Genomic DNA, 12,064 nt, shown 5'->3' on the forward strand with positions numbered 1-12,064 from the left:
TTTTGCTTATCTTACGACATCAAAACTTGTTTCAAGAAAAATGTCCGCCAAAATTCTTTTTCGGTAAGTGCCAGATAATATTCAGATCAAATATTAGCGATTAATTGCGCCCAACCATCAACTGAATATTCAGCCCAGCAACCTAATCACATGTTATTGCAAGGAAATAAAAACCTGATGGTCAATGCCACCAGCTAACCGCATGATCCATTCAACAAAACACTAAGTAAATAGACTACTGAAAGAAACTCAATAACAGCGCGCTAGATAGGCGCTGTTATTGAATGACCTAGAACACACTATACTCGAGGGCAAATCTCGGCAGCAGGAAAGAAAAACTCAATTTCTCTCGCCGCAGATTCTTGACTGTCTGAACCATGTACCGAATTTAAGCGCATATTCACTGCATAGTCAGAGCGAATGGTCCCACAAGCCGCTTCTTCTGGATTTGTCTTACCCATTAATTCACGGTACCGCGAGATAGCATTTTCACCTTCAAGGACTTGAACCATAATTGGTCCTGACGTCATGAATTCTTTTAACGCGGGGAAAAATGGCTTACCTTCATGCTCAGCATAAAAGCCGCTCGCTTGTTCCTCAGTCAATTTCACCATCTTTGCTGCAATAATCTGAAGGCCTGCTTTTTCAATACGATTGTAGATTTCGCCAATCAAGTTGCGTTCTACAGCATCAGGCTTGATGATAGAAAATGTTCTTTCTAGAGCCATAGGGTTACCTTTGTCTTATTTTATTATTAAGCGCTCAATCGCCACTCATTACTGATTTGCTTGCTGGATGAGTATGCCAGCTAGAGTACGCACACCGACACCTGTTGCACCGGCTGCCCACATATCCGTTGCCGATTTTCGGTAGGTTGCTGCACAGTCAAAATGCAACCACCCTTTTTGATGATTTTCAACAAAGTAAGATAAAAATGCAGCTGCCGTACTTGCGCCAGGTGCATAGTCACCGCTACTAATATTCGATAAATCTGCAAAGTTTGACGGTAGCATACCTCTATGGCTGTTAGCCAGAGGAAGCGCCCACAGCCCCTCTTTTTCTTCTTTAGCCACAGACAAAGCCTGATGAGAAAGAGACTCATCAAAACTCATCAAAGCGTGATAGTCATTGCCCAATGCATTTTTGGCAGCGCCTGTTAGAGTGGCACAATCAATGATTAACTCAGGCTTTTGCTCACTGGCATAAATCAAACCATCCGCTAGCACTAAACGCCCTTCGGCATCTGTATTCATTATCTCAACTGTCTTGCCATTTTTATAGGTAATAATATCACCAAGCTTTAGCGCTCTACCTGAAATCATATTTTCGGCACAACAGAGAATCAACTTCACTCTCTTGTTGAGACCACGCATAATTGCAAGCGCTAAGGCACCTGTAATCGTGCCAGCACCTCCCATGTCCGCTTTCATCGCTGTCATGAAATCAGAGGGTTTAAGACTATAGCCACCAGAATCAAACGTAATTCCTTTACCCACCAAACAAGCCCATACCGGCGCATTCTCATCCCCTGTTGGGTTGTAATCGAGTTGTAACATGGCAGAAGTTCGCGATGAACCTCGACCAACCGCGTAGATTCCTTCCCAACCTTCGTCGAGCAGATCCTTATCTTTTACGATACGAATTTGAACAGTATCTTCAGGTGCAACAGACTTTACAAACTCTGCCGCCATAGTTGCAAGCTGCCTTGGCGCAACTTCCTCAGCTGGCTTATTGATGATATCGCGGGTAAATTCAGTGGCTTTGATCCGTGCCTCTAACTCTGTCTGAGCAGCATCAACGAGCTCAGGCAAAACTAAATTATTATTTTTCTTAGGGTTACGGTACCCCTGATAAAACGCCCAAACGGACTCCAAGTCCCAACCCGCACCAGCTAGAGAAATAGATGATATACCTTGAGAGTCTAATTTTCTGGCGGCTCGCTGAACAACCTCGAGTTCGTTGTCTTGCCCCACATGGATAGTGGCGACTTGCTCAGAGAAAGAAAGCGTTGCCTTCTCTCCCCAATGTGCCGGAGCTGGCTCCGTGCTCAACATTACAGACATTTGTGCAGACATGGTTTCTCCTTGTCTTTGTTACTGGCAGATTCTTCACCATTTTACTTAACCTACGGATGTTAGCATCTCGAAAGGGAAAAATGTCAATTCGATAAAAAACGGGCGATTTCGCCCGTTTGTTTTAGTCAAAAATGTTAACTTGAAAAGCTTTTGACGCTTCCATTAATCCATTTCATCCATCCAACATAAGATGACAGCTTCAAGGATTTTTTCATTTGAACGATTCGGTTCATCATCAAACTCATCGAGTTCAGTAATCCATTTGTGCAGGTCGGTAAATCGCACAGTTTTAGGGTCAAGATCTGGGAACTTATCACAAAGTTCTATCGCAATATCTCGCGAATCTGTCCATTTCATTGCTCACTTTCCTTTTCGTCTGGATTTGTTTATCTCAATATAATGCCGTGCTAGTTTAGTGATCTTCCGCAGCATGGTTGAGAGTATACTTTGGAATTTCAACCACTAAGTCTTCATCTGCAACCTTAGCTTGACACCCTAGACGTGATTCTGGCTCCAACCCCCATGCTTTATCCAGCATGTCATCTTCCAGCTCATCGCTTTCTTCTAAAGAGTCAAAACCTTCACGAATCACCACGTGACATGTTGTACATGCACAAGATTTTTCACACGCATGCTCTATACCTATACCGTTTTTAAGCGCAACATCTAAAACTGTGTCACCTGTCTTCGCTTCCAAAACCGCACCTTCTGGACACAAATCTTCATGCGGCAATACAATAATCTTAGGCATAACTGTTTCTCTTAAATATCATCTACTGATTGACCTGACAGTGCAGATCGAATTGATTTATCCATGCGGCGCGAAGCAAAGTCTTGACTGGCTTTGTCTGCTTCTTTAATCCCTTGCTCAATCGCATCAGCGTTGTCACCATTTCGTAGTTCGATCAATGCTTCAATCGCACTAACTAAAGTCTCTCTTTCAGCCCCTGAAAGCAACTCATCCCCATCAGCTTGGATAGCGCCCAGCAAGCCTTCAATCACTCGGTCGGCTTCAACACGTTGTTCGGCCAGTGCTCGTGCCAACATGTCTTCCTTAGCGTGGGTCATCGAATCACGCAGCATATTCGCCACTTCATTATCGCTCAAGCCATAGGAAGGTTTCACCTGAATTTCTGATTGAATCTTAGTACTCTTTTCCATTGCATTGACAGAAAGTAAACCATCTGCGTCCACTTGGTAAGTCACTCGTATATGCGCAGCACCGGCTGTCATTGGTGGAATGCCTTTAAGCGAAAATCGTGCTAGAGAACGACAATCTTCAACCATTTCTCGCTCTCCTTGCACAACATGAATGCTCATCGCCGTCTGACCATCTTTAAATGTGGTGAATTCTTGAGCTCGAGCAACAGGGATTGTGGTATTACGTGGGATTATTTTTTCCACCAAACCACCCATGGTTTCTATACCAAGAGATAGAGGAATCACATCCAACAACAGCATGTCAGAGTCTGGCTTGTTGCCAACCAAAATGTCGGCCTGAATCCCTGCGCCTATCGCAACCACTTCATCCGGATTGATACTTGTTAATGGCGTTCTCTCAAAAAAGTCACCGACCATTTCTCGCACAAGCAAAGTTCGCGTAGAACCACCGACCATCACGACTTCCAGAACGTCTCCAACATCGACTTGCGCGTCTTTTAAAGCTCGGCGACACGACATCAAGGTCTTTTTAACCAGAGGACGAATTAACGACTCAAAATCCTCTTTTGACACACTCCCGCTCCAACCCAAAAGCTGTACATCAACCGTATCACGTTCTGATAATGCAATTTTTGTCTCGGTAGCAAGGTTCAATACTGTTCTACGCTGCTCTGCCGATAATGGCGTGTTAACACCTGAGCATTCAATTAGATATTCTGCTAAAAGGTGATCGAAGTCATCACCACCTAAGGCTGAATCACCTCCCGTGGCAAGAACCTCGAAAACGCCTTTCGACAGACGAAGGATAGACACATCAAAAGTGCCTCCCCCTAAGTCATAAACAGCTATAATGCCCTCTTGCCCCGAATCAAGGCCGTATGCAATGGCTGCCGCTGTCGGCTCATTCAATAAACGTAATACGTTCAGACCTGCTAACTTAGCGGCATCTTTGGTCCCCGCACGCTGAGCATCATCAAAATAAGCGGGGACAGTAATCACGACTCCAGATAGCTCGCCGCCTAATGTTTCTTGCGCTCTCAGTGCCAATGACTGCAGAATATCCGCGGATATTTGAATAGGGTTTTTGTCACCCGATGCTGTCTGGAACACGGGCAAGCCATTGTCGCTTTGTTTAAAACGATAAGGCAGATGTGGGTATAGAGCTTGAATATCTTGCAATGACCGTCCGAGTATACGCTTAACCGAAATTATTGTATTTTCCGGATCTAATTCGGCCTTTTGTTTAGCTTCATAACCAACAACTGGCATCTCTTGAGCATAGTTGACGATGGACGGAAGAAGGCTTCGCCCTAACTCATCTTTTAACGTTGAGGCATTGCCACTGCGTATAGCAGCAACCAGAGAGTTTGTCGTACCTAAGTCGATACCGGCAGCCAGTTTATGCTCGTGAGGTGCAGAACTTTGTCCAGGTTCGGCTATTTGAAGTAATGCCATTCTTGGTCCTTATCATTCGCTAGCCGAGGAGTTTCTCTTCCACTAGCTCTATTTCATTTTTCAGTTTGGCGATAAACTTGAGTTTTCGCACACATTCAGCAGCGTGCTCCCATCGAGCAGTGTTCAAGTCAAGTTCAACAGCGTGAAGATACTGTTTATACATTTTGCTCACTCTATCCTCGAATTCGAATAAGACCGTTTCAGGCTCAGCTTGAGATGAAATGCCCTCAAGCTCTTCTCGCAACTCCATCTGCTCCATTAAAAACATTGGATCACTCATAGTCTGTTGCTCGTCTCGAATATCGACGCCATTTTCTGCCAGTATGTATTCAGCCCGTGAGAGTGGATTCTTTAGCACATGATACGCATCATTGATTTCGGACGCTTTTTTCACTGCCATCAAACGATCACGCTCTGATGCTGTAGCAAAATTATCGGGATGAAAGCGCTTTTGTAGTTCACGAAATTGTGAAGAAAGAAGGCTACCATCCAGCTGAAACTGACTTGGTAGCCCGAATAGTTCGAAATAATTCATTAGGAAGTCGGTCCTTAGGTAATTCAGGTCCAGCCGGCACTCGTTACTTACACGTTAAAGCTTTCGCCACAACCACATTCACTTTTGGCATTCGGGTTGTTAAATTCAAACCCTTCATTGAGTCCTTCTTTAACGTAGTCAAGCTCAGTACCATCAAGATAGACTAAGCTTTTTTTGTCAATAATGACTTTAACACCTTGGTGATCAAACACTTCATCTTCTTCATTAAGCTCGTCAACAAACTCAAGCACATAAGCCATGCCAGAACAACCTGTCGTTTTCACTCCTAGGCGTAAACCGATACCTTTTCCTCGGTTATCCAAGAATGTTTTAACCCGACTTACCGCCGTCTCTGTCATTGTAATGGCCATACTGCACCTTAATTTATGTTAACTAATTCAATGGGAGTGCTGGACTCCCATTATATACCAATCGCTTATTGTTGGTGTTTTTTCTTGTAATCAGCGACCGCTGCCTTTATTGCATCTTCAGCAAGGATTGAACAGTGTACTTTAACTGGAGGAAGCTCAAGTTCTTCCGCGATTTCAGCATTTTTAATCTCGGCTGCTTCATCTATGCTTTTGCCTTTTACCCACTCAGTGACAAGTGAACTTGATGCTATAGCACTACCACAGCCATACGTTTTAAACTTAGCATCCTCAATGATACCTTCTGGAGTCACTTTTATTTGTAGCTTCATTACGTCGCCACAAGCCGGTGCACCGACCATACCACTACCCACATTTGGATCTTCTTTATCAAATGAACCAACATTTCTTGGGTTCTCGTAGTGATCTATTACTTTTTCGCTATATGCCATAATTTTTACCTCGAATCCTCTATAACAACTATTGAAGCGTAACCTAAATTAGAGTTAGTGGTGTGCCCACTCAACTGTACTTAAATCCACTCCTTCCTTGTACATATCCCATAGAGGAGACATGTCGCGTAACTTAGTGACAGCTACACGGATTTGCTCAATCGCATAATCCACTTCCTCTTCCGTAGTAAAACGTCCGAAAGAAAATCGAATTGAACTGTGCGCAAGTTCATCGTTCAAGCCTAAAGCTCGCAATACATAAGACGGCTCCAAACTTGCAGAAGTACAAGCACTGCCCGAAGACACCGCTAGATCTTTCAGTGACATCAACAAAGACTCACCTTCGACGAAAGCAAAGCTGATGTTTAAATTGTGCGGAACCCGTTGTTCAAGAGAACCATTGATAGTAACCGCTTCAAGATCTTTAACTCCGTCAAGCAAGCGATTACGAAGCGCTAACGCATGATCATAATCTTTTTGCATTTCTTCTTTGGCAAGACGGAAAGCTTCTCCCATACCAACAATCTGATGAGTCGCTAAAGTACCCGAGCGGAAACCACGTTCATGGCCACCACCATGCATCTGAGCTTCAAGACGAATACGCGGTTTACGGCGAACATAAAGAGCACCAATACCTTTAGGACCATAAGCTTTGTGTGCAGAAAGAGAAATTAGGTCAACTTTCATCTCTTGAACATCGATAGGTAGTCTACCCGCAGATTGAGCGGCATCAATGTGAAAAACCACTTTCTGGCTACGACACAAATCGCCAATAGCAGCAATATCTTGAACAACACCAATCTCATTATTTACGTGCATAATAGAGACTAAAACGGTATCTTCACGTATTGCAGCTTCAAGCTTTTTGATGTCAAGAATGCCGTCTGCTTCAGGCTCCAAATAGGTTACTTCAAAACCTTCACGCTCTAATTGACGGCATGGGTCAAGCACCGCTTTATGCTCTGTTTTACAAGTGATGACATGCTTACCCTTTTTCGAATAGAAATGAGCAGCACCTTTAATCGCTAAGTTGTCAGACTCGGTCGCGCCAGAAGTAAAAACAATCTCTCTGGGATCAGCATTCAGTAGATCCGCTATTTGCTCTCGGGCAGTATCGACTGCTTCTTCAGCCTGCCACCCATATCTGTGTGAGCGCGAAGCTGGGTTACCGAATGTGCCGTCCATCGTCATGTACTGAACCATTTTTTCAGCCACCCGAGGATCCACAGGACATGTTGCTGAATAATCAAGATAAATAGGCAGTTTCATTCTCTACTCCAATGTAACAGGCAAACCGCTTATGAGCGGAAATTTATACCGATGGGTGCGGTGTTAGAATTCTTTTTAGAAAACCCATGATTAACCGCAAGATCTAAGTCTTGGCGGTCAGAAACTTCTAGAACATCATTGTCTTTCATCAACTCACCTAAGGTGATGTTGTTGAGGAAATCACTAATACGCGAGCTCAAATCGTGCCAAAGTGTGTGAGTAAGGCAACGTGTTCCGCCTTGACAATCCCCGCGCCCCTGACATTTAGTTGCATCGACAGATTCATCAACAGCCGCAATAACGGTTCCTATTGCAATAGTATTGGCATCGGTACCTAGACGATACCCACCACCGGGACCACGGACACTGGCGACAAGACCAGCTTTGCGCAATTTGGAAAAAAGTTGCTCTAAATAAGAAAGTGAAATACCCTGACGCTCAGAAATATCGGCCAGAGGCACTGGGTTTTGCTGTGAATGCAGAGCCACATCTAACATGGCTGTAACTGCGTATCTTCCTTTAGATGTAAGTCTCATATAACACCATATCCACATCGTTCATGTGTTATAAATTCTTTCATACCCGACCAAATTAGTCAAGTATTTAACCCCTTACTTTACTCAAGTATTGAACTAATCTAGGTAAGTACAAGTAAGGGCTAACGTATTTTTTTCTCTACAGCAGTCAGTATGCCACGTAAAATGTTCAGCTCTTGCGTTTCTGGTCTTGAGCGAGTGAACAAACGACGAAGCTTGTTCATCACTTTTCCGGGCTGCTGCTCATCAATAAAATCAATATCTTTCGCAACTTTCTCTAAATGAGAAAAAAACAACTCTAGTTCTTTATGCCTCGGAAACTCTATCATTTCATCTGATACTCGATACAACCCTTTTTCATGCTCCAGATAAGCCATACGTATCTCATAGCTCAGGGTCTGAACTGCCATGGCAAGGTTCAATGAGCTGTATTCGGGATTAGCAGGAATACAAACATGGTAGTGGCAAGTCTGAAGCTCATCGTTGGTTAAACCGGTACGCTCTCGACCAAATACCAACGCAGTGGAAGAAACCGATGCGTGTTCTATAAACTTTTTCCCACACTCACGAGGCTCTAACATTGGCCACTCCAGAGTGCGAGAGCGTGCACTCGAACCAACAACTAAACTGCACTCAGATATTGCTTCAGCTAAACAGCCAACAATTGATACATTCTCCAATATATCGGTAGCACCAGATGACATCGCTATCGCTTGCTGATCTATTTCACACTGAGGATCGACCAGTACTAACCGAGACAATCCCATGACTTTCATCGCCCGGGCAGCCGAGCCAATATTTCCAGAATGTGAGGTCCCAACGAGTACGACTTTAACATTATCTAACATTGGATTTTCCCAGAAACCATTTGAACCGCGCGATAGTAACATATCCAACACAAAAAAAATCCCTCCCTTTTTACTGATAGGATAAAAAAACATCCGCTTCCATTTGGCCATTTATCTGGTATACTCGCGTCCGTTTTTCTGTTCTTTAACATCCGTTGGGAAATTTATATGCATCCTATGCTTAATATTGCTATTCGTGCAGCACGAAAAGCAGGCAATCATATTGCTAAATCGTTAGAAAATGTTGAGAAAATTGAGTCTACGCAAAAAGGCGTCAATGATTTTGTAACCAATGTCGATAAAGAAGCAGAATCAATAATTATTGATACAATTAGAGCGTCTTATCCAGATCATACTGTTATCGGTGAAGAATCAGGTTTACTAACGGGCAAAGACGACGAAGTTCAATGGATCATAGACCCGCTGGATGGAACAACAAACTTTATCAAAGGTTTCCCTCATTTCTCTGTTTCTATCGCTGTGCGCCTCAAAGGTAAAACAGAAGTTGCTTGTGTTTATGACCCAATGCAAAACGAGCTATTTACCGCCCAGCGAGGTTCAGGTGCTCAGCTTAACAGTGCTCGAATTCGTGTTAAGCAAGTTAAAGATCTACAAGGTGCTGTTTTAGCGACAGGTTTCCCATTCAAACAAAAGCAGCACTCAGAATCTTACTTCAAGATCATGTCTGCTTTGTTCGTTGATTGCTCTGATTTCCGCCGAACTGGCTCAGCGGCGCTCGATCTGTGTTACCTTGCTGCTGGACGTGTAGACGGTTTTTTTGAACTAGGCCTTAAGCCATGGGATATTGCAGCAGGTGAACTTATTGCACGAGAAGCTGGTGCTATCGTGACAGACTTTGCTGGTGGTACCGACTATATGAAATCAGGAAATATCGTTGCTTCAAGCGCTCGTGGTGTTAAAGGTATCCTTAAACACATTCGAGAAAACGGTAACGAGACTCTACTAAAATAGACAAAGATTAACAATCTATATCATTTATGGCCCACTCAATAGAGTGGGCTTTTTTATGCGTGAAATTTTCCAACAAAAGAATAAGCATAAATATGAATATCGATAAATCTCCATTTAATGATATGCTGAAAAATATAACTACTGTTTTCAATATATTTACACTGATGAAAATAATCTCTTTAATATGTACATTGCTATTGGTTTCGACTGGGTGTAGCGCGACTTCTGATAGTGTACCTCTATCTGATAAAAACTACTGTATTGCCTTACCGAAAGAAAAAATCAAAAGTCTTTCTCATTATATAAAGCCATACGAGCCGCAACTCAAAAATAAGACAGGTGTCTATGTTTTGGAGCAAGGTGCTGAAGCTATGATGTCTAGAGCTTGGCTAACTGATGCAGCTGAAAGGACAATTGATATTCAGTATTTTATTTTCTCTGTTGATAATGTCGGGCTAATCGCTACAGATCACCTTGTTCGGGCAGCAGAAAGAGGAGTAAAAGTTAGAGTTCTGGTTGATGACATTATGCTCGAAGCCAAAGGCGATGAACTTTTAATGCTCGCGGCTCATGACAATATTGATATCAAAATCTACAACCCTAACGTAAACATAGGTAAAAACATCATCAATAAACTAGGAACAGTGTTGACTGACTTCCATGGGTTAAATCAGAGAATGCATAACAAAGTTTTTCTCGCCGATGATCAGATAGCAATTACTGGTGGGAGAAATATAGCCGATGAGTATTTCGGATTTGACCATGAATATAATTTTAGAGACAGAGATGTTTTCTTGGCTGGTAAAGTAGTAACCGATGTCAAAGCATCATTTGATGAGTATTGGAAACACGAATTGAGCGTGAATGTTGAGAGCTTAATAGCAAAAAACCCTTACCCTAGAAACCCTGACTTTTCCAGACTTCACTCATATTCCTGTAATCCTGAGAACTTCCACCCCGAGATAAGATCCGAAATACAGAAAGTTCCACAAACCTTTAAAAATTTATCGGCTAGCGGAGATTTTCTATTCCTAGAGCAAGTAGAATATATCTCAGATAAGCCCGGAAAAAATAACCGAAAAACATTTCTCGGGGGTGGCAGTATCACTCGAACTAAACTCATTGAACTCGCCGAAAAAGCCCAGAAAAGTATTCTTATACAAACCCCCTACCTAGTTACCACTAAAGCTGACCGTAAATTTCTAAAGCAGCTAGTCGATCGAGGCGTAGAGATTAAGATTTTAACAAACAGCCTTGCCTCTAATGATAACCTCGAAGCATTTAGCGGATATCAACGAGATCGTTCAAGGTTACTAAAAACAGGGGTCGAGATATATGAATTCAAACCTGATGCAAAAGTTCGTCGCAGAGTCATGACAGAGCACATGTATAAAAGGCTACCTACCACTCCGACCTTTGGCCTACACGCAAAAACCATGATTATTGACAGCAATATAAGTATCATAGGGACATATAACTTTGACCCAAGAAGCGCTAACTTAAATACTGAAAGTTTTACGGTCATTCATTCACCCGATATTGCCGAGCGAGTAAAAAGCTCAATACTATTGGAAATGGAGCCAGATAATGCTTGGCTGATCAGTGAAGATTTCAACCCTGATCACTACGTCAGCATTTTTAAACAAATAGGCGTAAAAGCCCGGAGAATGGTTCCTAAAAGTATCCTGTAATATTTTGTAGCTGTAATAGGTGGAGAGATTTAAGCTCCCAACACGCGTATTCTTTGGGTATGAGTTGAATCCGCTGCGATGGCTTGTTAATTGAAAAGTACTGCCAAACAAAAAAGCGCCAGTCTTTCGACTAGAGCCTTATATATGGCAGGGGTGGAGAGATTTAAGCTCCCAACACGCGTATTCTTTGGGTATCAGTTGAATCCGCTGCGATGGCTTGTTAATTGAAAAGTACTGCCAAACAAAAAAAGCTCCAGTCTTTCGACTAGAGCCTTATATATGGCAGGGGTGGAGAGATTCGAACTCCCAACACGCGGATTTGGAATCCGCTGCTCTGCCAATTGGAGCTACACCCCTTTAGATATCTCATAAAACCTCGCGTTGCGAGGTTTTTAAATAACTGGCGGAGCGGACGGGACTCGAACCCGCGACCCCCGGCGTGACAGGCCGGTATTCTAACCAACTGAACTACCGCTCCGCACTGGTTAGACCTAAGTCTAAATATAAAGCCTGGCGATGTCCTACTCTCACATGGGGAAACCCCACACTACCATCGGCGCTATTGCGTTTCACTTCTGAGTTCGGCATGGAGTCAGGTGGGTCCACAACGCTATGGTCGCCAAGCAAATTCGTTAATTCGGAAAGCTGCGTTCTTACACATTCAATGTTCTATTTGAGTCCACAACAAAACCCTTTGGGTGT

General features: G+C 43.1%; 13 protein-coding genes, 2 tRNA genes and 1 rRNA gene. 2 read left to right on the top strand and 14 right to left on the bottom strand.

The genetic code is table 11. From position 1 onward, the window contains the following. Nucleotides 1-299 precede the first annotated feature (299 nt). From ndk to trmJ, 11 genes are all read right to left on the bottom strand, one after another. Nucleotides 300-728, bottom strand: a complete 429-nt coding sequence (gene ndk, locus QQK21_RS17035) for a nucleoside-diphosphate kinase (RefSeq protein WP_284193386.1) — start codon at nucleotides 726-728, stop codon at nucleotides 300-302. 48 nt (nucleotides 729-776) lie between these two features. Continuing rightward, nucleotides 777-2,075: an aminopeptidase PepB gene (gene pepB / locus QQK21_RS17040; protein ID WP_284193387.1), complete on the bottom strand. Its 1,299-nt coding sequence runs from the start codon at nucleotides 2,073-2,075 to the stop codon at nucleotides 777-779. 162 nt (nucleotides 2,076-2,237) lie between these two features. Then, the gene (gene iscX, locus QQK21_RS17045) at nucleotides 2,238-2,432 is read right to left on the bottom strand and encodes a Fe-S cluster assembly protein IscX (RefSeq protein ID WP_284193388.1); all 195 of its coding nucleotides are present in this window, start codon (nucleotides 2,430-2,432) and stop codon (nucleotides 2,238-2,240) included. Between the two features lie 55 nt (nucleotides 2,433-2,487). Then, nucleotides 2,488-2,826 (bottom strand): ISC system 2Fe-2S type ferredoxin, encoded by a 339-nt coding sequence (fdx, locus tag QQK21_RS17050; RefSeq protein WP_284193389.1) that lies wholly within the window; start codon nucleotides 2,824-2,826, stop codon nucleotides 2,488-2,490. An 11-nt stretch (nucleotides 2,827-2,837) separates the two neighbouring features. Further along, nucleotides 2,838-4,691: a Fe-S protein assembly chaperone HscA gene (gene hscA / locus QQK21_RS17055; RefSeq protein WP_284193390.1), complete on the bottom strand. Its 1,854-nt coding sequence runs from the start codon at nucleotides 4,689-4,691 to the stop codon at nucleotides 2,838-2,840. 19 nt (nucleotides 4,692-4,710) lie between these two features. Then, on the bottom strand, nucleotides 4,711-5,226 hold the full coding sequence (gene hscB, locus QQK21_RS17060) for a co-chaperone HscB (RefSeq protein WP_284193391.1): 516 nt from the start codon (nucleotides 5,224-5,226) through the stop codon (nucleotides 4,711-4,713). A gap of 47 nt (nucleotides 5,227-5,273) precedes the next feature. Then, a complete protein-coding gene (iscA, locus tag QQK21_RS17065; protein ID WP_284193392.1) occupies nucleotides 5,274-5,597 on the bottom strand; it encodes an iron-sulfur cluster assembly protein IscA in 324 nt (107 codons plus the stop codon). A 65-nt stretch (nucleotides 5,598-5,662) separates the two neighbouring features. Continuing rightward, the gene (gene iscU / locus QQK21_RS17070) at nucleotides 5,663-6,046 is read right to left on the bottom strand and encodes a Fe-S cluster assembly scaffold IscU (RefSeq protein WP_284193393.1); all 384 of its coding nucleotides are present in this window, start codon (nucleotides 6,044-6,046) and stop codon (nucleotides 5,663-5,665) included. A gap of 54 nt (nucleotides 6,047-6,100) precedes the next feature. Next, complete coding sequence (locus QQK21_RS17075) at nucleotides 6,101-7,315, bottom strand: IscS subfamily cysteine desulfurase (protein ID WP_284193394.1); 1,215 nt, start codon at nucleotides 7,313-7,315, stop codon at nucleotides 6,101-6,103. Between the two features lie 29 nt (nucleotides 7,316-7,344). Continuing rightward, nucleotides 7,345-7,851 carry a Fe-S cluster assembly transcriptional regulator IscR gene (gene iscR, locus QQK21_RS17080; RefSeq protein ID WP_284193395.1) on the bottom strand — a complete coding sequence of 169 codons (507 nt, stop codon included), beginning with the start codon at nucleotides 7,849-7,851 and terminating at the stop codon, nucleotides 7,345-7,347. 122 nt (nucleotides 7,852-7,973) lie between these two features. Further along, a complete protein-coding gene (trmJ, locus tag QQK21_RS17085) occupies nucleotides 7,974-8,699 on the bottom strand; it encodes a tRNA (cytosine(32)/uridine(32)-2'-O)-methyltransferase TrmJ (protein WP_284193396.1) in 726 nt (241 codons plus the stop codon). A 168-nt stretch (nucleotides 8,700-8,867) separates the two neighbouring features. Between trmJ and suhB the strand changes: the two genes are divergently transcribed. Then, nucleotides 8,868-9,671 (top strand): inositol-1-monophosphatase, encoded by an 804-nt coding sequence (suhB, locus tag QQK21_RS17090; RefSeq protein WP_284193397.1) that lies wholly within the window; start codon nucleotides 8,868-8,870, stop codon nucleotides 9,669-9,671. 92 nt (nucleotides 9,672-9,763) lie between these two features. Then, entirely contained in the window at nucleotides 9,764-11,362 is a 1,599-nt protein-coding gene (locus QQK21_RS17095; protein ID WP_284193398.1) for a phospholipase D family protein, read from the top strand. 280 nt (nucleotides 11,363-11,642) lie between these two features. Here the strand turns inward: QQK21_RS17095 and QQK21_RS17100 are convergent. From QQK21_RS17100 to rrf, 3 genes are all read right to left on the bottom strand, one after another. Further along, a tRNA-Trp gene (locus QQK21_RS17100) sits at nucleotides 11,643-11,719 on the bottom strand. Nucleotides 11,720-11,763: 44 nt separating this feature from the next. Beyond that, nucleotides 11,764-11,840: transfer RNA gene (locus QQK21_RS17105), tRNA-Asp, on the bottom strand. A gap of 30 nt (nucleotides 11,841-11,870) precedes the next feature. Further along, nucleotides 11,871-11,986, bottom strand: a 5S ribosomal RNA gene (gene rrf, locus QQK21_RS17110). Between the last annotated feature and the right edge of the window lie 78 nt (nucleotides 11,987-12,064).

Source organism: Vibrio zhanjiangensis (genome assembly GCF_030161235.1).
Taxonomy (GTDB): domain Bacteria; phylum Pseudomonadota; class Gammaproteobacteria; order Enterobacterales; family Vibrionaceae; genus Vibrio; species Vibrio zhanjiangensis.

What these genes read in the sequence shown, in the direction of transcription:
- suhB (WP_284193397.1), top strand. Translation starts at nt 8,868, where the DNA reads ATGCATCCTATGCTTAATATTGCTATTCGTGCAGCACGAAAAGCAGGC.
- iscR (WP_284193395.1), bottom strand. Translation starts at nt 7,851, where the DNA reads ATGAGACTTACATCTAAAGGAAGATACGCAGTTACAGCCATGTTAGAT.
- iscA (WP_284193392.1), bottom strand. Translation starts at nt 5,597, where the DNA reads ATGGCCATTACAATGACAGAGACGGCGGTAAGTCGGGTTAAAACATTC.
- ndk (WP_284193386.1), bottom strand. Translation starts at nt 728, where the DNA reads ATGGCTCTAGAAAGAACATTTTCTATCATCAAGCCTGATGCTGTAGAA.
- QQK21_RS17095 (WP_284193398.1), top strand. Translation starts at nt 9,764, where the DNA reads ATGAATATCGATAAATCTCCATTTAATGATATGCTGAAAAATATAACT.
- iscU (WP_284193393.1), bottom strand. Translation starts at nt 6,046, where the DNA reads ATGGCATATAGCGAAAAAGTAATAGATCACTACGAGAACCCAAGAAAT.
- hscB (WP_284193391.1), bottom strand. Translation starts at nt 5,226, where the DNA reads ATGAATTATTTCGAACTATTCGGGCTACCAAGTCAGTTTCAGCTGGAT.
- trmJ (WP_284193396.1), bottom strand. Translation starts at nt 8,699, where the DNA reads ATGTTAGATAATGTTAAAGTCGTACTCGTTGGGACCTCACATTCTGGA.
- QQK21_RS17075 (WP_284193394.1), bottom strand. Translation starts at nt 7,315, where the DNA reads ATGAAACTGCCTATTTATCTTGATTATTCAGCAACATGTCCTGTGGAT.
- fdx (WP_284193389.1), bottom strand. Translation starts at nt 2,826, where the DNA reads ATGCCTAAGATTATTGTATTGCCGCATGAAGATTTGTGTCCAGAAGGT.
- hscA (WP_284193390.1), bottom strand. Translation starts at nt 4,691, where the DNA reads ATGGCATTACTTCAAATAGCCGAACCTGGACAAAGTTCTGCACCTCAC.
- pepB (WP_284193387.1), bottom strand. Translation starts at nt 2,075, where the DNA reads ATGTCTGCACAAATGTCTGTAATGTTGAGCACGGAGCCAGCTCCGGCA.
- iscX (WP_284193388.1), bottom strand. Translation starts at nt 2,432, where the DNA reads ATGAAATGGACAGATTCGCGAGATATTGCGATAGAACTTTGTGATAAG.